The sequence below is a fragment of the Lentzea roselyniae genome, from assembly GCF_039537795.1.
Classification (GTDB): domain Bacteria; phylum Actinomycetota; class Actinomycetes; order Mycobacteriales; family Pseudonocardiaceae; genus Lentzea; species Lentzea atacamensis.
The window spans coordinates 271,904-290,615 of the sequence record NZ_BAABBE010000001.1; the positions used below are offsets into that span (position 1 = coordinate 271,904).

At 67.9% G+C, this 18,712-nt stretch carries 21 protein-coding genes, 1 tRNA gene and 1 pseudogene; 16 read left to right on the top strand and 7 right to left on the bottom strand.

The window, feature by feature from the left end:
* Positions 1–227: 227 nt before the first annotated feature.
* Positions 228–1,019, top strand: coding sequence for a cytochrome P450 (locus ABFX45_RS01335; RefSeq protein ID WP_170154705.1), 792 nt, complete (start codon positions 228–230; stop codon positions 1,017–1,019).
* Here ABFX45_RS01335 and ABFX45_RS01340 read toward each other — a convergent pair.
* Positions 994–1,422, bottom strand: coding sequence for an OsmC family peroxiredoxin (locus ABFX45_RS01340; RefSeq protein ID WP_346126972.1), 429 nt, complete (start codon positions 1,420–1,422; stop codon positions 994–996). The genes ABFX45_RS01335 and ABFX45_RS01340 overlap by 26 nt on opposite strands.
* Between ABFX45_RS01340 and ABFX45_RS01345 the strand changes: the two genes are divergently transcribed.
* On the top strand, positions 1,421–1,564 hold the full coding sequence (locus ABFX45_RS01345; RefSeq protein WP_346126974.1) for a hypothetical protein: 144 nt from the start codon (positions 1,421–1,423) through the stop codon (positions 1,562–1,564). The genes ABFX45_RS01340 and ABFX45_RS01345 overlap by 2 nt on opposite strands.
* A 74-nt stretch (positions 1,565–1,638) precedes the next feature.
* Here ABFX45_RS01345 and ABFX45_RS01350 read toward each other — a convergent pair.
* A tRNA-Gly gene (locus tag ABFX45_RS01350) sits at positions 1,639–1,711 on the bottom strand.
* A gap of 31 nt (positions 1,712–1,742) precedes the next feature.
* On the bottom strand, positions 1,743–2,141 hold the full coding sequence (locus tag ABFX45_RS01355; protein WP_109632990.1) for a DUF7674 family protein: 399 nt from the start codon (positions 2,139–2,141) through the stop codon (positions 1,743–1,745).
* A gap of 173 nt (positions 2,142–2,314) precedes the next feature.
* Between ABFX45_RS01355 and ABFX45_RS01360 the strand changes: the two genes are divergently transcribed.
* From ABFX45_RS01360 to ABFX45_RS01370, 3 genes are all read left to right on the top strand, one after another.
* Positions 2,315–3,628, top strand: coding sequence for a sigma-70 family RNA polymerase sigma factor (locus ABFX45_RS01360; protein WP_109630333.1), 1,314 nt, complete (start codon positions 2,315–2,317; stop codon positions 3,626–3,628).
* Between the two features lie 94 nt (positions 3,629–3,722).
* Positions 3,723–4,160 (top strand): DUF983 domain-containing protein, encoded by a 438-nt coding sequence (locus ABFX45_RS01365; RefSeq protein ID WP_109630336.1) that lies wholly within the window; start codon positions 3,723–3,725, stop codon positions 4,158–4,160.
* 15 nt (positions 4,161–4,175) lie between these two features.
* The gene (locus ABFX45_RS01370) at positions 4,176–5,042 is read left to right on the top strand and encodes an Fpg/Nei family DNA glycosylase (protein ID WP_112226381.1); all 867 of its coding nucleotides are present in this window, start codon (positions 4,176–4,178) and stop codon (positions 5,040–5,042) included.
* On the opposite strand, the gene ABFX45_RS01375 is transcribed toward ABFX45_RS01370, so the two are convergent.
* From ABFX45_RS01375 to ABFX45_RS01385, 3 genes are read right to left on the bottom strand one after another with little or no spacing between them, the layout of a single operon-like run.
* Positions 5,035–5,613, bottom strand: coding sequence for a LutC/YkgG family protein (locus tag ABFX45_RS01375; protein ID WP_109630342.1), 579 nt, complete (start codon positions 5,611–5,613; stop codon positions 5,035–5,037). The two genes, ABFX45_RS01370 and ABFX45_RS01375, sit on opposite strands and share 8 nt — an antisense overlap.
* A complete protein-coding gene (locus tag ABFX45_RS01380) occupies positions 5,606–7,024 on the bottom strand; it encodes a LutB/LldF family L-lactate oxidation iron-sulfur protein (RefSeq protein WP_109630345.1) in 1,419 nt (472 codons plus the stop codon). Before ABFX45_RS01380 ends, ABFX45_RS01375 begins: the two co-directional genes overlap by 8 nt.
* Positions 7,006–7,713, bottom strand: coding sequence for a (Fe-S)-binding protein (locus tag ABFX45_RS01385; protein WP_346127322.1), 708 nt, complete (start codon positions 7,711–7,713; stop codon positions 7,006–7,008). Before ABFX45_RS01385 ends, ABFX45_RS01380 begins: the two co-directional genes overlap by 19 nt.
* Positions 7,714–7,824: 111 nt before the next feature.
* On the opposite strand from ABFX45_RS01385, the gene ABFX45_RS01390 reads away from it, so the two are divergent.
* Positions 7,825–9,087: a sensor histidine kinase gene (locus ABFX45_RS01390; RefSeq protein ID WP_346126978.1), complete on the top strand. Its 1,263-nt coding sequence runs from the start codon at positions 7,825–7,827 to the stop codon at positions 9,085–9,087.
* 302 nt (positions 9,088–9,389) lie between these two features.
* Here ABFX45_RS01390 and ABFX45_RS01395 read toward each other — a convergent pair whose 3' ends face one another.
* Positions 9,390–9,557: a hypothetical protein gene (locus tag ABFX45_RS01395; protein ID WP_166048541.1), complete on the bottom strand. Its 168-nt coding sequence runs from the start codon at positions 9,555–9,557 to the stop codon at positions 9,390–9,392.
* A gap of 103 nt (positions 9,558–9,660) precedes the next feature.
* On the opposite strand from ABFX45_RS01395, the gene ABFX45_RS01400 reads away from it, so the two are divergent.
* From ABFX45_RS01400 to ABFX45_RS01445, 10 genes and pseudogenes are all read left to right on the top strand, one after another.
* On the top strand, positions 9,661–10,524 hold the full coding sequence (locus tag ABFX45_RS01400; RefSeq protein WP_109630354.1) for a S49 family peptidase: 864 nt from the start codon (positions 9,661–9,663) through the stop codon (positions 10,522–10,524).
* A 63-nt stretch (positions 10,525–10,587) separates the two neighbouring features.
* Positions 10,588–11,454 (top strand): LytR/AlgR family response regulator transcription factor, encoded by an 867-nt coding sequence (locus ABFX45_RS01405; RefSeq protein WP_109630357.1) that lies wholly within the window; start codon positions 10,588–10,590, stop codon positions 11,452–11,454.
* Positions 11,451–11,879 (top strand): hypothetical protein, encoded by a 429-nt coding sequence (locus ABFX45_RS01410; protein ID WP_109630361.1) that lies wholly within the window; start codon positions 11,451–11,453, stop codon positions 11,877–11,879. The genes ABFX45_RS01405 and ABFX45_RS01410 overlap by 4 nt, the downstream gene beginning before the upstream one ends.
* 1 nt (position 11,880) lies before the next feature.
* Positions 11,881–13,680, top strand: coding sequence for a sodium/solute symporter (locus ABFX45_RS01415; protein ID WP_109630364.1), 1,800 nt, complete (start codon positions 11,881–11,883; stop codon positions 13,678–13,680).
* 258 nt (positions 13,681–13,938) lie between these two features.
* Positions 13,939–14,289: a DUF485 domain-containing protein gene (locus ABFX45_RS01420; RefSeq protein WP_109630367.1), complete on the top strand. Its 351-nt coding sequence runs from the start codon at positions 13,939–13,941 to the stop codon at positions 14,287–14,289.
* Positions 14,286–15,879, top strand: a pseudogene (locus ABFX45_RS01425) (solute symporter family protein). Before ABFX45_RS01420 ends, ABFX45_RS01425 begins: the two are co-directional and overlap by 4 nt.
* Before the next feature lie 118 nt (positions 15,880–15,997).
* A complete protein-coding gene (locus tag ABFX45_RS01430; protein ID WP_109630373.1) occupies positions 15,998–16,483 on the top strand; it encodes a SigE family RNA polymerase sigma factor in 486 nt (161 codons plus the stop codon).
* Positions 16,483–17,373 carry a hypothetical protein gene (locus ABFX45_RS01435; protein ID WP_346126983.1) on the top strand — a complete coding sequence of 297 codons (891 nt, stop codon included), beginning with the start codon at positions 16,483–16,485 and terminating at the stop codon, positions 17,371–17,373. The genes ABFX45_RS01430 and ABFX45_RS01435 overlap by 1 nt, the downstream gene beginning before the upstream one ends.
* A 59-nt stretch (positions 17,374–17,432) precedes the next feature.
* Positions 17,433–17,771 carry a rhodanese-like domain-containing protein gene (locus ABFX45_RS01440; RefSeq protein ID WP_233439129.1) on the top strand — a complete coding sequence of 113 codons (339 nt, stop codon included), beginning with the start codon at positions 17,433–17,435 and terminating at the stop codon, positions 17,769–17,771.
* 2 nt (positions 17,772–17,773) lie between these two features.
* Positions 17,774–18,682 (top strand): DUF4328 domain-containing protein, encoded by a 909-nt coding sequence (locus tag ABFX45_RS01445; protein ID WP_233442006.1) that lies wholly within the window; start codon positions 17,774–17,776, stop codon positions 18,680–18,682.
* Positions 18,683–18,712: the final 30 nt, after the last annotated feature.

An 18,712-nucleotide genomic window follows, 5' to 3' on the forward strand; every position in this document is an offset into this window, starting at 1 on the left:
AGCGGGTGACCGCATATGCGGATCTGCGCGCAGTACTGGCTGATCCGGTGACGTTCTCCTCCCGGAACATGACAGGTCCGCAGGTAGCGGCCGTTGCGGTACTGCTCCCGCCGGAGCAGCGGCGATTGCTGGAATTGATGTCGTCGCTGAACGCGTCGGACGGTTCCAGGCACGCCCGAATTCGTGCGGCGGCGAACCAGAAATTCACCCCATCGGCCGTGCGCCGAATGGCTGACACAATTCGTGAACGGGCACGGGCCCAGCTCGGCGAACTGCCGGAGGAGGCCGACTTCGTGAGCGAGTTCGCCGCGCCGTTCGCGCTGGGCGTCGTCGGTGACGTGCTCGGCGTGCCGGAGAAGGACTTCCCGCTGTTCCGCGAGTTCGTGGCGCCGGTGCTGGAGCTGACCAGCGGCGAGGAGGTGAGCGAGCGGGTCCTCGGGTCGTACTTCGCCGCCATGAACGAGTTCTGCGCCTACTTCGGGCGCTCGAACACGTTCAAGGGCGGCCAGCTGTCCGAACAGGAACGACTGTCGCTGTGCCTGGCGGTCGTGGTGGCCGGTACCGACTCGACCACGAACCTGCTGTCCAGCATGCTGCTGCGCCTCGACCGCCGCGAACGCCGATTAGGAGGCGTGGTGGAGGAGGTGGTGCGGCTCGACGCGCCGTTCATCGGCTTCTTCCGCACGGCGACATGTCCTGTGACCATGGCCGGCGTGAAGATCGCCGAGGGCGAGCACCTGTTCCTCGACTACGCCGCCGGCAACCGCGACCCGCGCGTGTTCACCGAGGACTTCGACCCCGGCAGGCCGTCCGTGCCCCCGCACCTGGGCTTCGGGTACGGGCCACACCACTGCCTCGGCGCCCAGCTCGCGCGGCTGGAAGGCCGGATCGTCGCCGAAGAGCTGCTCGACCGTTCGTCCGAGGTGGCCGAGCAGCCCGGCGGCGTGCGTTACCGCAGGCACCTGATCAGTCACGGGCCCGCGGCGTTGAGGTTCAGACCAGGGCGGCGTCCAGCGTGATGTTCTCGACGGCCGCGAGCGCCTTCGACACTGGGCAGTTCTTCTTGGCGCCCTCGGCGGCCTCGACGAAGGCCTCCTGCGTGAGACCGGGTACGTTGGCGCGCACGGTCAGGTGGATCGCCGTGATGCCCTGACCGGCCACGAACGTCACCTTGGCGTTGGTGTCGATCGAGGTGGGCGGCGTACCCGCGCCGGTGAGGCCGTGGGAGAGCGCCATCGAGTAGCACGACGAGTGCGCCGCCGCGATGAGCTCCTCGGGGCTGGTCTTGGCACCGGCCTCCTCGGCGCGCGCCTTCCAGTCGATGTCGTAGCTGCCGCTCTTCGACGTGTCGAGGTTGACGTTGCCCTTGCCCTCGATGAGAGAGCCTTCCCAGTGCGCGCTTGCCGATTGGGTGACTGCCATGGTCTCCAAGTCCTTCTCGCACGAGCTCGAACGGTTGATCCGAGCGGACATGACCACCTTTCCACGTGCGGGCCTGGCGATCACCCCGGGACCACGGGCCGAGACGGGCGCAGCGCGCGGCCGGGCGTCGACCGGCAGCTGACGCAACTCTTGTGATCCGGCGCGGTCTGCCGAACGAAAAAGGCCGGAACCCGACTGGGTTCCGGCCTTTCAGCGAGCGGATGACGAGACTCGAACTCGCGACCCTCACCTTGGCAAGGTGATGCGCTACCAACTGCGCTACATCCGCACCGTCTTACGGGAGCAACTATACAACAGCCTCAAACGGCATCTCGACCGGGGGGCTGCAAACCGGCCAGCAGCTGATCTACCTCGTCCAACTGCTCCTTGGGCCACCGCCACTCCCACAGCGCCCTGACCTTGGGCAGCACGTCGCACGGCAACCAGGCCGCGACCTCCTCGCGCAGATCCCAGTCGTCGAACACGTGCTCGTAGAAGCTGATCAACGCGGCGTTCTCCAGGAACTGCTCCGGCTGGTGGAAGCACCAGTGTGCGAACCCGTACGCGCGGCGCAGCACGTCGTCGTCCTGCTCGCGGTGCGCTTCCATCGCCAACTGAGACAGCTCGGAGAAGAAGACGTGGCAGGACCACTCCTCGGTCTCGGCGACAGCACGAAGTTCCGGCACGAGTGCCGAAGCCCGTTCCCGCCAATCCACCACGGCCGTGACGATAGTCGCTGGATCTTCTTCGTCCGACGGCCCGACGCCCACATGTGACCGTCTCGTCACCGAATGCGTTGCGCTGATCAGCCCACTACGAACGGATGGTCTTGTATATCGACCTGTTCTCGACCAGGAGCAGTTCTGGCCCCTTGTGGCATGTTGAACCCGTGATGGTCGACGAGAACGAGGTCGACCGGGACCTGCTCGCCAGGGTGCGCGAGGGAGACGACTCGGCCTACGGCGAACTGTTCTCCCGGCACGCGGACGCGATCCGCCGTTTCTCACTCAGGCACGTCCGCGAGGCGGCCGAAGCCGACGATCTCACCGCAGAGGCGTTCTTCCGGATGCTGCAGGCGATCAGGCGCGGCAGCGGTCCCACGGACCACGTCCGCACCTACCTGCTGACCGTGGCTCGCCGCGTGGCGTGGGAGTGGAGCGGCAGGCGGCGTGACGTCCCTGTCGAGGACGAGGAGCTCGGTCGTCGCGTCGAGCCCGTGGGCGACAACGCGAACCGCCGGGCCGAGCACAACCTGATCACCAGAGCCTTCTCCAGCCTGCCGGAACGCTGGCGGGTCGTGCTGTGGCGCGTCGAGGTGGAGGGCGAGCGCCCAGCCACCGTGGCACCGCACTTCGGACTCTCGCCCAACGCCATGTCGGCGTTGGCCCGCCGCGCGCGTGAGGGACTGCGTGCGGCGTATCTGCAGGCGCACCTCGCCGCTGACGACGGACGTTCGTCGTGTGCGGCGATCCGGTCGAAGCTCGGTACCTACACCGCGGGTGGGGTCCAGGGCGTCGAGGAACGCCGGATCCGCGCCCACCTGGACACCTGTTCGTCCTGCGCACAGCTCCACACCGAGCTGAACGAGGTCTGCGCGACGCTGCGCGCCAACGCGGCGTTCCTGATCGTGCCGTCCACGCTCGGCCTCGCGTTCGCCGGGAACATGCTGATCAGCAAGGCGAAGATGGCCTTCGCCGCCGCGAGCGTGGCGACCATCGGCCTGTTCGGGACGATGGCCGCGGTGTTCGACGGCGGGCCGGGCGTCGCGGTGCTGCAGCCGGACCAGAAGCCGGTGATCGCCATGATCACGTCGGGTTCTGCCAGCTCAGGGCACAGCAAGGAGCTCGTGGTCGCGCCACCGCCGCAGCAGGCTCAGCAGCCGGAGAAGGTGCGCGAGAACGTGGTCAACCCCGGTGCCGGACAGCGCCATCAGGAGACCGTGCGCAAGACGACCTCCTACGCGCCGCCGCCGGCCAGCGAGCAGCGCCGGGAGCCGCCGGTCGAGCGGGCGTTGCCGGTCACCGGGTCGTCGTCCGTCTCTTCAGAGGTGAGCAACGCGGTCGTCACCACCTCGCGGGACGTGAAGTCGCTGAACTCGGCGCCCTCGACGTCAGAGGAGCCCTCTGACCCGTGTCCGCCGCCACCGCCGCCGCAAACCACGACCACGACGATCACGCTCTACCCGAGGCCGGCCGTCGAGAACTGACGGTGACGATCAAGGACGGCTGAGTTCACCCACAAGGCTCGCCTCGCGCCAGGTACGGTTTGACCAAGACCGACCGAGCGTGGGAGACGGGTACATGACGCGGCTGGTGCGCGGTGCCGACGGGCGGATGTGGACGGTCCACAGCCGGATCGAGTGGCGCAACCCGGTGGAATCCGACGACTTCGAGCACGACGTCAGCGGTGGCGCCCTGCCGGGCATCATGATGGCCGGGATGCTGGTCGTCATGACCGTCGTGCTGATCGCGTGGACACCGGAGCAGGTGGTCGTGCCCGCGTGGCTCATCCTCGCGCTGGTCTTGCTGTTCGCGTTCTTCCCGGTCCGCTGGGCGCTGCGCCGGCCGCACACGCTGGTCGCGGAGAGCAAGGCCACCGCCGACGAGCTGCCACCCGAGCGGTGGATCGGCCAGGTCAGGGGCCCGCTCGCGGTGCGCCAGGAGGCCGCGCGGGTCGCCCGCACGATCGAGATGCACTCGCTGCCCGACGTCGAGGGCCCGCTGCAACCCGTCGACTGATGCGACACTGGACCGGTGCCCGAGCTACCCGAGGTAGAAGCACTGGTCCACCACCTGCGTGAGAACGCGGTGGGCCGAACCGTGCACCGCGTCGACGTGGCGTCACTGCAGGTGCTCAAGACGTTCGACCCGCCGTGGACGGCGCTGCACGGCCAGGAGGTCGTGGCCGCGCACCGGCACGGCAAGCACCTCGATCTGGAAGTTGCCGACGGCCTCCACCTGGTCGTTCACCTCGCCAGAGCCGGGTGGCTGCGCTGGGCCGACACCATGTCCGCGCCGCCGCCGAAGCAGGGCCGCGGTCCGCTGGCGTTGCGCGTGCACCTCGGGCCGCCGGGGCAGGGGCCTGGGTTCGACCTGACGGAAGCCGGTACGAAAAAGGGGCTCGCGGCGTGGATCGTGCGCGACCCGAAGACCATCGCGAGCGTCGCCAGGCTGGGCCCCGATGCGCTGGGGATCACCCGAACGCAGCTGGAAGACCTGCTGGACAAGCGCACCGAGCGGCTGAAGACGGCGCTGACGGAGCAAAGCCTGATCGCGGGCATCGGCAACGCCTACTCGGACGAGATCATGCACATGGCCCGGTTGTCGCCGTACGCGACGGCGGGGAAGCTCAACTCCGAGCAGCTCGACCGCCTGCACGAGGCCATGATCAGCACGTTGACCGACGCCGTGGCGCGGTCCGTCGGTCAGGACGCCGCGCGGCTCAAGGGTGAGAAGCGGTCGGGCCTGCGGGTGCATGCGCGCACCGGGCTGCCGTGTCCCGTCTGCGGCGACACGGTTCGTGAGGTGTCGTTCGCGGACAAGGCGTTCCAGTACTGCCCCACTTGCCAGACCGGCGGTAAGCCGTTGGCCGACCGCCGGTTGTCCCGCCTGCTCAAGTGACGATCAGCACTTCCAGGGTGCGGGGGCCGTGGACACCCTCCACCCGATTGAGCTCGATGTCGCTCGTCGCGGACGGACCGCTGATGAACGTCAACGGCCGCGTGGACTCCAGCCGTTCCAGAGCTTCCGGCACCGACGCGGCGATCTGGTCCGCGCGCACCACGCACAGGTGGTAGTCGGGGAGAAGGGTGAGTGCCCTCCTGCCCTGCGCCTCCCCGCCGTCGAGGACGATCGTGCCGGTGTCGGCGATCGCCACCGCGCACCCGGTCAGCACGCCGTCCGCCCGGTCCAGGTCCTCGATCGACAACGGCTCGTGCAGCCACGTGACGCCGTCGATCAGCCACTCTTGCGGAACACCTTGCGGCGCAACGATCCGCTTGCCTTTGAGCGGCGCCAGCGCCTCGGGCACGCTGGACACGGTGTGCACGATCGCGCGGTAGTCGGCGACCCGTTCGGCGAACATCTCGACGCCGCCGGGCCCCTTGCGGTTGTAGCCGCGGACGACCTGCGGGGCCGCCGGGACCTTCGCGTTCCTGATGCGCGCCAGGATCTCTTCGCGTGCGCTAGCCACGGTTCTTCCTCCACCAGGAGCGGAACGACTCGGCCGGAGGTGCGGGTACGTCGCGTGAGGACGTCCACTTCGAACCCGGCCAGGGCAACGACGTGATCCGCCCGTCCCTGGCCAGGAACCTGGCGAGAGCACCGGCTTTCTGCGCCTTCTCGTAGCGCGAGGCCTCCCTGAACATCCACGCGGCGGCCGCCATCGCGATGGACTCCGCCGTGCGGCCCTTCGCTTCGACGACTTCCGCGCGCAGGTGCGTGAGGACCGACGGGATGTCGATCCGCACCGGGCAGACCTCGAAGCACGCGCCGCAAAGTGAAGAGGCGTAAGGGAGTGACGCCGCCTGCGGGTCGTGCATGTCCCCGACCAGTTGCGGCGTCAGGATCGCTCCGATGGGACCGGGGTAGACCGAGCCGTACGACTGGCCGCCGGTGCGTTCGTAGACCGGGCAGACGTTGAGGCACGCCGAACACCGGATGCACCTGAGTGCTTGGCGCCCGATGGAATCCTCGAGCGTCGCGGTGCGGCCGTTGTCGATCAGCACCAGGTGGAACTTCTGCGGGCCGTCGCCGGGCGTCACGCCGGTCCACACGCTCGTGTACGGGTTCATCCGTTCCGCGGTGGACGACCGGGGCAACAGCTGGAGGAAGACCTCCAGGTCCTGCCACGTCGGCACGAGCTTCTCGATGCCCATCACGGTGATCAGGGTTTCCGGCAGCGTCAGGCACATCCGGCCGTTGCCCTCGGACTCCAGCACCACGATCGACCCGGTGTCGGCGACGGCGAAGTTCGCGCCGGACACCGCGACCTTGGTGGTGAGGAACTTCTGGCGCAGGTAGACCCGTGCCGCCTCGGCGAGGTCCGCGGGCTCGTCCGACACCTCGACCCCCATGCGGCGCTGGAAGATTTCGCGGATCTCCGAGCGGTTGCGGTGGATCGCGGGCACCAGGATGTGCGACGGCCGGTCGTCGCCGAGCTGCACGATCAGCTCGGCCAGGTCGGTTTCGATCGCGTGGACGCCACCGGCTTCGAGGGCTTCGTTGAGCCCGATCTCTGCCGTCGCCATGGACTTGACCTTGACGACCTCGTTCGCGTTCTCCTCGCGACAGAGGTCGAGCACGATCTGGTTCGCCTCGGCGGCGTCCCGTGCCCAGTGGACGACACCGCCTCTCGCCGTGACCGACTCCTCGAGCTGGACGAGCAGCGTGTCGAGGCGCGCCAGCACGTCGTCCTTGATCTGCTCGCCGGCGACGCGGAGCTGCTCCCAGTCGTTCATCTCGATGACGGCCGCGGCTCGTCTTGCCCGGATGGTCCCGGTCGCCTTGCGGAGGTTCTGCCGCAGCTGGGTGTCGGCGAGCGCTTTGTGCGCGGCCTTGGGGAACGTCGGGCTGCCGAGCCACGTCACGGGGTTGCGCGCCACGGGTCCTCCTCCGTCGAAGCCAGGATCTCCGCCAGGTGCACCGGCCGGACGCCCGCGCGCAGCCGTGACAGGCCACCACCGATGTGCATGAGGCAGGAGTTGTCACCGGCGCTCAGCACCTCGGCACCGGTGTCGAGCACGCAGCGCATCTTGTCGGCGAGCATCGCCGTGGACGTCTCGGTGTTCTTGATCGCGAACGTGCCGCCGAAGCCGCAGCACTGCGTCGAGTCCGGCAACTCCACCAGATCGAGTCCCTTGACCGCCCTGAGCAGCGCCATCGGCTTGTCGCCGACGCCCAGCATGCGCAGCGAGTGACAGGTGGGGTGATAGGTGACCCGGTGGGGGAACCACGCCCCCACGTCCGTCACGCCGAGCACGTCCACGAGGAACTCCGCGAGCTCGAACGTCCGCGGCGGAGACTCACCCAGCGTGGGATGGATCTCCCGCACCATGCCCGCGCATGACCCGGACGGCGCAACCACGAAGTCGTAACCCTTGAACACGTCGGTGTACTTGCGCGCCAGAGGCTTCGCGTGGTCCCGGTAGCCGGTGTTGAAGTGCATCTGCCCGCAGCACGTCTGATCGAGCGGGAACTCCACCGAACAGCCGAGCCGCTCCAGCAGGCGCACCACGGCACGCGCCGTCGACGGGAAGAACGTGTCGGTCAGGCAGGTTGCGAACAGGGCCACTTTCACGCGCACACCCTCTCCCCAAAATCATCGGATGTCTACCCGGATCGGTGGACCGTACGGGGGTACGCCGGGCGCGCCTCTTGCTATCGGGGCGCCCCACAGCACAGCATGTGCCCTGTGGGCGACCTGTTGACCGAGCGCGCCGTGCTCGGTGTCATCGCGACCCTGGCCGTGCTGGGCCTCTTCGTGATGCTGTGCCGCGCTCGACGAGTCAGCACCTCCGTCGAGGATGCTGTGATGGACATGCTCGACCGCATGTCCAAGGCGTCGAGCGACCTTCGCGCGGGCTTGACCCAGGAGGCCGCCGACAAGGCCACCCCGCACCTGCGCGAGATGCTGCGGTGCGTCGCGGTCGCCATCACCGACGAAGAGGGCACTGTCCTGTCGTGGGACGGCGGCGCGAACGACCACTACGAGTACCTCCGCGACACGGTCGCCCGTGCCATCAACAACTGCCACAAGGAACACGTCGACCACCGCAAACTCGGCTGCGAGCTGCAGGGCCCGTGCTCCCTGCACAGCGTTGTTGTAGTTCCGCTGGTTGTCGAGGGCGACGTGGCCGGCACCCTGATCGTCGTCTCGGGTGTTGCCTCGAAGCGCCAGATCCGCATGGCCGAGGAAACCGCCCGCTTCGTCTCGACGCAGCTCGAGCTCGAGGTGGTCCAGAAGCAACGGCAGGCCCTCGCCCAGGCCGAGGTGAAGGCCCTGCGAGCCCAGATCTCGCCGCACTTCGTCTACAACGCCCTGAACACGATCTCGTCGCTCATCCGCACGGACCCCTCGCACGCCCGCGAGCTGCTGCAGGAGTTCGCCGAGTTCACGCGCGACTCGTTCCGCACCGACGGCCTGTTCACGACGCTGGCCGACGAGCTGACGAACATCCACCGCTACCTGACCATCGAACAGGCCCGCTACGGCTCCCGCCTGAACGTCCGGCTGCGGATCGCCCCCGAGGTCCTGCAGGTCGTCCTCCCGTTCCTGGTGCTCCAGCCCCTGGTCGAGAACGCGGTCCGGCACGGCCTGGCCAAGAAGCCCGGCGGCGGCATGCTGACGATCACCGCTGAGGACAACGGCAACGAGGCGCTGATCAGTGTCGAGGACGACGGCGTCGGCATGGACCCGGACCGGCTCGACGACATCAAGGACGCCCACCAGACGGGCGCGCACGTCGGCATCGGCAACATCAACGACCGGATGCGGACGGTGTTCGGCGCCGAGTACGCATTGGTCGTGGAGACGGCGCCCAACGCGGGTACCAAGGTGATCCTGAAGGTGCCGAAGTTCGCGCGGAACGTGCTGCCGAACCTGAACCTGGGGTCGCAGCTCACCGACGAGCCGATGACGAACGAGCAGCCGGCGATCCGCGCCTGACTCAGGCCTGACTCAGCGACGACGCTGTCCGGCTGACCTCGCGTGGAGGTCCAACGGCGGGCGCTGAGGGCTTTCGTCAAAGTTGAGCGGTCAACCATCCTCAACCCGACGGTCGAACCTGCCGATTGTGGTGTTGACCAATGAACAGCCGGCACTTCCAAGGGTCGAGGCCGGCCGCGAGTTAAGGGCATCATCCATTGCACGAACAACAAGCACCCGAGCGCGTCCGCGTCTGCATCAAGTGCACCGCGAAGGGTTACAACAGCTGCAAGTGCTGAGCTGAAGCACCACGGCACCGCAGGTCAGCGTGCTGCAACCGCCAGAGTCGTGATCAGCACGACGGCGCACACGCTCCAGCTCACCCACATCCAGTAGATGTGCATCGGCGTCGGCCCGGCGGCGTTCTGCCTGCCCCGGTCGTCCCACCACTCGACGTACCGTTCGAGCCAGCGGATGGGGTTGAACGTCACCCCCCGATGCTAACCGGACAACACGTGTTCAACGTCACGCGGGAGCAACCGACAGCGCAGTTGGGCTCCCGCGTGGCCGCGAAACGCACGTACTGTCGAGTACATGAGCGTCACGGACAAGATCGCGGCCCGTCTCCCGAGGGTCATGGACCGGGGTGAGCGGCCACCGGTCGTCGCTGCGGTGCGGTTGCACGGGGTGATCACCCCGCAGTCCTCGCCGGTCGCGCGCAACACGATCAGCCTCCAGAACGTCGAGACGGCGATCAACCGCGCGTTCGACAACGAGCGCCTGATCGCCGTGGCACTGCTCATCAACTCGCCCGGTGGTGCGCCGACGCAGTCCGCTCTCATCGCCGAGCGGATTCGCGAGCTCGCCAACAAGAAGCACGTGCCGGTGCTCGCGTTCTGCGAGGACGTGGCGGCGAGCGGCGGCTACTGGCTGGCGTGCGCCGGCGACGAGATCTACGCGCACGGCACGAGCCTCGTGGGGTCCATCGGCGTCGTCAGCGCGGGCTTCGGGCTCAACGGGCTGCTGGACAAGGCCGGTGTCGAGCGCCGCGTCTACACCGCCGGTGAGAACAAGGTGCGGCTCGACCCGTTCCAGGCCGAGAAGCCCGAGGACGTCGAGTGGCTCAAGGGGCTGCACGCCGATCTGCACGACCAGTTCAAGGCGTGGGTCAAGGAGCGCAGGAACAACAAGCTCAAGGCGACCGACGACGAGCTGTTCGCCGGTGAGGTGTGGACCGGCAGCAAGGCCGTGGAACTCGGTCTGGTCGACGGCATCGGCACCATCCGGAGCGTCCTCGCCAAGCGCTTTCCCGATGCCGAGCTGACCGTCGCCGAGCCACGCAAGCCGTTGTTGGCCAAGCTCGGACTGACCGGCGCGTCCACCCGATCGGGCGATCTCGTGACGCAGGTGCTCGCGAGCCTCGAGGAACGTGCTCGCTGGTCCCGATTCGGGCTGTGAGCATCAGTTCGGTTTCACCGGGCGTGTCGAGTCAACGCATGACGTAGACATGATCGCACATTGATGGGCAAGATGCCCGACACAGTGAGTACCCAAGACAACGCCGGTCTCCTCGTCCTCGCAGTCGATGACGAGGCTCCTGGCCTGAGCGAGATCAAGTACCTGCTCGAGAGCAGCCCCCACATCCGGCGCGTCCTCACGGCTTTCGACGCCGCCGAGGCACTGCGCATCCTGAGGGGCGACTACGAGCAGGAGGTCATGGCGAGGACCAAGGCCGGCCTGCCGCCGGTCGACGCGGTGTTCGCCGACATCAACATGCCCGGGCTTTCGGGCATGGATCTCGCGCGGGTGCTCAGCGCGTTCAGGTATCCGCCCGCCCTCGTCTTCGTGACGGGTGTGGAGGAACGCGACGCGCTCGTCACGGCGTTCGACGTCGGCGCGCTCGACTTCATCAACAAGCCGATCAACGAAGAGCGCGTCCTCAAGGCCATCTCCCGGGTCGCGGACCGCGTGGGCCGCACGTCGGCACCGCAGGCGCCGACCCCGGTCTCGCCCGCGACCGCTGCCGATCAGAGCGACGACGAGGTCATCCCCGTCGAACTCGGCGGCACCATCAAGCTCGTGCCGCGGGCATCTGTGCGGTACGTCGAGGCGCAGGGTGACTACGCCCGCCTGCACACCCAGGACGGCAGCCATCTGGTGCGCATCCCGCTCGCGCAGCTGGAGGAACGCTGGGCCAACGCGGGGTTCGTGCGCATCCACCGGTCGTACCTGGTCGCGCTGCCGTTGGTCAGCGAGCTGCGGATGACGGCGAACGGCTACGCGGTGGTCATCGGCACCGGTGAGGGCGCCAAGGAGCTCCCGGTCAGCCGCCGGCACACCAAGGAGCTCAAGGAACGGATCGTGCGACCGCCGAAGAGCGGCTGGTGAGCAGGCACGACGCGGGAAAGCCCGAGCAGGCCGCCCGCGAGGCCTGGCTCGGTGAGCAGGCCCGCAAACCACGCAGGCGCAGGGTCGTGCTCGCGGACTCCACGAAGTCGCGTGGCAAGGCACTGCGCACGATCATCGAGCTTGAGGAGCAGACCAGCGTCGGCGAGAAGCTGGTGCGCGACCTCATCAAGCAGCAGCTGAAGTCCGCGTTCGGGCTCGCGTTCGCGGTCCTGATCGGAATGTGCCTGCTGCCGATCACCTTCTACCTGTTCCCTCAGATCGGGGACCTGAAGATCCTCGGCATCCCCATTCCCTGGCTCGTGCTCGGTCTCGCGCCCTTCCCCATCCTCTACGGGGTCGGCTGGGTGTTCCGCCGGAAGGCCGAACGGCACGAGCGCGACTTCGTGAACATGGTCGACCGCTGACGTGAACGCCACGATCTGGAGCCTTGCCGCCATCCTCGCCATGGCGCTCGTGACGTTCCTCCTCGGTTACGTCGGGTCGCGCAAGGCCAACACCACCCCGGACTTCCTGGTGGCGCGCCGCGCGATCCCCGCCACCCGCAACGCCGCCGCGATCTCTGGCGAGTACCTGTCCGCCGCGTCGTTCCTCGGTGTGGCCGGGCTCGTGCTCAAGGACGGCATCGACGCGCTCTGGTACCCGATCGGCTTCACCGCGGGGTATCTGGCGTTGCTGCTGTTCGTGGCCGCGCCGCTGAGGAGGTCGGGCGCCTACACGTTGCCCGACTTCGCGGAGGCCAGGCTCGGGTCGGCGAACGTGCGGCACTTCAGCACGTTCTTCGTGGTCTGCATCGGCGTGCTGTACCTGGTGCCGCAACTGCAGTCCGCCGGTCTGACGCTGACCACGATCACCGGCCTGCCCGCGTGGTTCGGCGGCCTGATCGTCACGGTCATCGTGGTGATCAACGTGCTCGGCGGCGGCATGCGCGCGATCACGCTGGTGCAGGCTTTCCAGTACTGGGGCAAGCTCTTCGCGATCGCCGCGCCGACGTTCGTGCTCTTCGTGGTGTTCCTCGCCTCGCCGGACCGCGGCACGCAGCCGATCAGCGACGAGGGCGTGGTCAGGTTCCCCAAGGCCGAGACGATCACCGTGGCCGAGCAGGTGATCAAGGTCAGGGTCGACGAGCCGCTCACGTTGAAGGTGCACGGCGAGATCGACGGCAGGAACGCGGACGGGCCGGTGTTCTGGGGGCGCGGTGTCTACGAGCTCAGCCCCGGCACGGTCATGGAGTTCGCCGCCGGCAGCCCGGTGCCGGTGGTCGAGGGCTCGCCCACGAACAACCACGACTGGATCCGGCCGCAGACCGGCGGCATCTCCGACCTGCTCAAGACGTACTCGCTGATCTTCGCGACGTTCCTCGGCACGATGGGCCTGCCGCACGTCCTGGTCCGCTTCTACACCAACCCGGACGGCAAGGCGGCCCGCCGGACCGCGCTGCACGTGCTCTACCTGCTCGGCCTCTTCTACATCTTCCCGACGGTGCTCGGGGTGCTGTCCCGGCTCTACCTGCCGCAACTGCTGGTGAACGGGAAGACCGACGCCGCGGTGCTGATGCTGCCGGAGACGATGGTGCCGAACCTGGGCGGTCAGATCCTCGGCGCGATCGTCGCCGCCGGTGCGTTCGCGGCGTTCCTGTCGACCTCGTCCGGGCTCGTCGTGTCGGTCGCCGGCGTGGTCTCGACGGACATCATGCCGGGCAAGGTTCGTGACTTCCGGTGGGCGACCGTGTTCACCGGACTCGTCGCGATCGGTCTTGCTCTGCTGCTTCCGCGCTCCGATGCGTCACTCACCGTGGCCATGTCGTTCGCGCTCGCCGCGTCGACGTTCTGCCCGTTGCTGGTGCTCGGAATCTGGTGGCGCGGCCTCACGTGGGTCGGCGCCGTGTGCGGTCTCGTCGGCGGCGGCGGCATGGTGATCACCGCGCAGGTGATCAGCGTGATCAGCTCCTACACCGGTCGCTGGGCGCCCGCCGTCATCAGCCAACCAGCGCTGATCACGGTGCCGATCGCGTTCACGACCATGATCGTGGTCAGCAAGGCGACCCGCAGACGCGCTCCGGCGGACGTCAACCAGATCCTGCTGCGACTGCACGCTCCCGACCCGCTCGGTTTCATCCGCGACCGCGACATCGCACGCTTCGGCACGGCCGAGGAGAAGGCCAGGATGGACGAGGACAAGCGCAGGGGAGCTGGTCGGACACGGTGAGTGGTCAACGTTTCAAATGGGTGAAAATTGGTCACTCGAATCGGTGAACGGTGAATCCCGTCACGCAGAGTGCTGTTCGTCTACGCATACTGACCGTTCGTCGCATCACCCGACTGCTGGGCGCATGGGCACGAACGGGGTCTTACCTGAGTGACTCAAGTCTCCATACGGTTCCTGACCAAGAACGGACCGCACCTGGAGGCACTACGTGCACGTCACGTTGCTGGCACCTACGACGAGTACGGCGAGGAGGGGACTGTGAGCACTGTCGAGCACACCCCGAGCGAGTCGGGCCCCGATGCGCAGAAGTGGGTCGACGTACAAGCAAGTGAGGACTTCGCCCAGCTGAAGCACCGGCTGCGCAAGTTCGTGTTCCCGGTCTCCGGGCTGTTCCTCGCGTGGTACCTGCTGTACGTGCTGCTCGCGGACTACGCGCACGGCTTCATGTCCACCAAGGTGATCGGCAACATCAACGTCGGGTTGATCTTCGGTCTGCTGCAGTTCGTGTCGACGTTCGTGATCACGACGTTGTACGTGCGGCACGCCAACAAGCACCTCGACCCGTTGGCGGAGAAGCTCCGCGGTGAGATCGAGGGAGACGGCAAGTGAACAACGGCAGCCCGATCCTCAACATCAGCATCTTCGGTGTCTTCGTCCTGGTCACGCTGTTCGTGGTCATCCGGGCGAGCCGCAACACGAAGACCGCTGCCGATTACCTGGCCGCCGGCCGCGCGTTCACCGGCCCCCAGAACGGCGTCGCGATCGCTGGTGACTACCTCTCCGCCGCGTCGTTCCTCGGCATCGCGGGCGCCATCGCCCTCAACGGCTACGACGGCTTCCTGTACTCGATCGGCTTCCTCGTGGCGTGGCTCATCGCGCTGCTGCTGGTCGCCGAACTGCTGCGCAACACCGGCAAGTACACGATGGGCGACGTGCTGAGCTTCCGGATGCGTCAGCGTCCGGTCCGCGCGGCGGCCGCCACGTCGACGATGGCCGTCTCGTTCTTCTACCTGCTGGCCCAGATGGCCGGTGCCGGTGGTCTCGTCGCTCTGCTGCTCGGCATCACGGGCACCGGCGGCCAGGCTCTCGTCATCGCCGTGGTCGGCGCCCTGATGATCGCCTACGTCCTCATCGGCGGTATGAAGGGCACCACCTGGGTGCAGATCATCAAGGCGGTCCTGCTGATCGCCGGTGCGGGCATCATGACCCTCTGGGTGCTCGGCAAGTACGGCTTCAACCTCCTCCTCCGTCCTCGGTGCCGCGGTCGACAACGCGCCGAAGGCCGGCGAGAAGCTGCTCGGCCCCGGGCTCGCGTACGGCAAGAACGGCACGACGAAGCTCGACTTCCTGTCGCTGGCCCTCGCCCTGGTGCTCGGCACCGCGGGTCTGCCGCACATCCTGATGCGCTTCTACACCGTGCCGACCGCGAAGGAAGCCCGTCGCTCGGTCGTGTGGGCCATTTGGCTGATCGGCATCTTCTACCTGTTCACGCTGGTCCTCGGCTACGGCGCCGGTGCGCTGGTCGGTCCGGACAAGATCAACGCGGCGCCCGGCAAGGCGAACTCGGCTGCTCCGCTGCTCGCACTGGAGCTCGGTGGTCCGATCCTGCTCGGCCTGATCGCGGCGGTGGCGTTCGCGACGATCCTCGCGGTCGTGGCCGGCTTGACGATCACGGCGTCGGCGTCGTTCGCGCACGACATCTACGCCAACATCATCAAGAAGGGCCAGGCGGAGGACAAGGACTCCGAGGTCAAGGTCGCCCGCCTGACCGCGATCGTGATCGGCATCGTGTCGATCGTCGGTGGCATCATCGCCAACGGCCAGAACATCGCGTTCCTCGTGGCGCTGGCGTTCGCGGTCGCGGCCTCCGCCAACCTGCCGACGATCCTCTACTCGCTGTTCTGGAAGAGGTTCAACACCTCGGGCGCGCTGTGGAGCATCTACGGCGGTCTGATCGTGACGATCACCCTGATCGTCCTGTCGCCCGCGGTCTCCGGCCAGCCGACGTCGATGTTCAAGAACGCCGACTTCGCGCTCTTCCCGTTGTCGAACCCCGGCATCGTGTCGATCCCGGTCGCGTTCCTGCTCGGCTACGTCGGCACGATCCTCTCCAAGGAGAAGGCCGACCCGATCAAGCAGGCCGAGATGGAGGTCCGCTCCCTCACCGGTGCGGGCGCCGAGAAGGCCATCGCGCACTGACCGCTTCACCTTCGAAGAACGGGCCGTCCCTGCGGGGCGGCCCGTTTTTCGTGCGTGCAACCCTGCTGACGCTGACCGCGTATTGAACGCGTACACAGCACGAGCTTGGGGGACCGGAGTGCGACGAGACGAGGAGTTCTCGGAGTTCTTCACGAGCAGATTCGACTGGGCACGACGTACGGCCTACGCGCTGTGCGGCGACTGGTCGGAGGCGGAAGAGCTCGCGCAGAACGCATTCGTGAAGGCGTACGCGAAGTGGCCGAGCATCAGGCGCGAAACGGCGGTGGGCTACGTCCGCACCATCGTGACGCGGTTGTTCCTCGACAGCAGGCGCCGTCGTCGCGAGGACCCGGTCGCCGACCTGCCCGAGCACGGGGTCGACGGTGATTACGACGATCCCGACGCCCGGTTGCACGCGGCGTTGCGGCAGGTGCCCCCGAAGCAGCGGGCCGCGCTCGTGCTGAGGTTCGTGCACGACCTGTCCATCGAGCAGACGGCCGCTGAGCTGGGCTGTTCGGTGGGCAACGTCAAGAGCCAGACAGCCAGAGGCTTGGCGACGCTCCGCGAGGCGTACGGCGAGCCGGTCAACTCGGAGTGTGCTTGATGAACATCGAAGAGAAGCTGCGCGGAGCTCTCGACGTCTCCGCCCCGCCTCCCACGACAACCTTGGACCACGTGCTCAAGCGCGGCCGACGCCGGGTGTTCGCCCAGCGCGCGGGCGCGATGCTCGGTGTGGTGGCGGTGGTCGCCGGCATCGGCATCGGTGCCACGACGCTGAACCACGCCGCCCCGGACTCCACGCCGGCGGACCAGCCGAACGGTCCCGCCACCGTGGAGCACTCGCTGAGCTGGCCACGGGTCAACACACCGGCCCAGCAGCCCTACCGCACCTGGCAGCCGGCGACGAGCGCGCCTCCGCCCGCCGGTCGCCAAGTGCTGCAGATTCCGCTGTGCAACTCGAGGGAACCCATCGAGGTGTTCGGGCTCGGCACAGAGGAGCTGTCCGCCAAGTCCGTCGACGGGTTGATCGATGTGGTGCGGCGGGAGTTGCCGGAGATGACCATCAGCAACGCGCCGGGCAACTCCATTCGCGACGCCATCGAGTTCGACGTGACGGACTCCGGCGGGACCGGCAGCATCAGCATCTCCGCCGGCAGGTTCGCCGGTACCCCGCAGTTTCATGCGGACGACATGCTCTGGGCGACCGGCGACTGCGAACCGGCCAGGCGGCTGTCCAGCGCCGATGGCACGGTCATGCAGCTGCACAGCGTGCGGCCGTACGAGCCGTTCCAGTCGCTCAAGCAGGTGCTGGAGGTGTTTCGCAAGGACGGTCTGTTCGTGCGGGTCGAACTGCGCAACTACGGCAGCCCGGACGTGCGCCCTGACCCGAAGCAGCCGGGTTCCTGGGAACGTTTCGGGGCCGGCCGGGCCACGTTGCCGTTGACCGAGGAGCAGTTCGCGAGGCTCGGGCCCGCCATCGCGGGGGTGGCCTGAGGGTGTGCCGTGCCGGAGGTTCACGTCCGTGCAACCTCCGGCATGGCAACATCTAGGGCGTGACTGTTCCAAGCGTGGAGATCGCTGACGTTCCCGCCGTGCTGCCGGAGGGCGCCGTCCTGCTGGACGTGCGCGAGCAGGACGAGTGGGACGCCGGCCATGCGCCCGGCGCGCTGCACATCCCCATGAGCGAGATCGGTGCCCGGCTCGACGAGGTGCCGAACGACGTGCAGCTCTACGTCGTGTGCCGGGCCGGTGGCCGTTCCGCCCGCGTGACCCAGTACCTCAACGAGAACGGCTGGGAGGCCGTCAACGTCGAGGGCGGCATGCAGCACTGGGACGCTCACGGCCGTCCTCTCGAAGGCGGCGTCGACGGCATGGAACCCGAGGTCATCTGATCGTGCAGCCGTTGCAGCCGATGCGTGTGGACTGGGTGGCGACGCCGCCATCCGGTGCGTACCCGCAGCCTTCGCGCCGGTCGCAGCGGTTGTCCTACGGTGGCCCGCCGAACTACCCGGTCCCGCCGCGCTGGGGCTTCCCGCTGCTGGCGTGGCGCTGGCCGACGGCCGTGGCCGGCACCGTCGAGCAGGCCGACTCGGTCGACGGTGTGCGCAGGCTGGGCAAGACCGCGCAGAACACCCTCTGGCTCGTCGCAGGGCTCGCGCTGTGGGCAGCGGGCTCCGAGATCTGGCGCTACGTCCTGCTCGCGCTGAGCCGGTACGGCGCGCTCTCCCCGAACGTCGTCGCCACCTCCGACGCGATGGTCCTGACCTCCGAGATCATCCTGATGTTCGGCTGGCAGCTGGCGTTGCTCTTCGGCGCGTTGTGGGTCCACCGCGCCCGCAAGGTCGCCGCCACCATCGTGGGCTACGGCCCTTCCCGCTCCGGCCGCTCCGCCCTGCTCAGTCTCCTGGTGCCCGGCGTGAACCTCGTCGTGCCCGGCTCGGTGATGGCCGAGCTCGAGCACGCCGTCGCCCGCCGCCCGGCCGACGAACGTCCCCGCCCCTCCAAGCTCCTGCTCTGGTGGTGGGGCCTGTGGGCGGCGTCGTACCTGATGGTCGTGATCACCTGGCTGTGGCGGATCGTCGGCGACAGCATCCAGTCCCAGGCCGACGCCATCCTCGTGCACACGGTCGCCAACCTGGTGCTCGTCGGCGCGCTGGTGGCCGGTGCGCTGGTCATCCGCCGCATCACCACCCTGATGCTGCCGGTGGACGCCGCGTCCGTCCGGCTGATGCGCGTCGTCGAGGTGAAGGACGCGCCGGAACCGCCACTTCGTTCGGTCCGCGCCTCCGGCTCGCCCCGCTGAATCTGTTCAGGCGACGTTCGTACGTCAGGA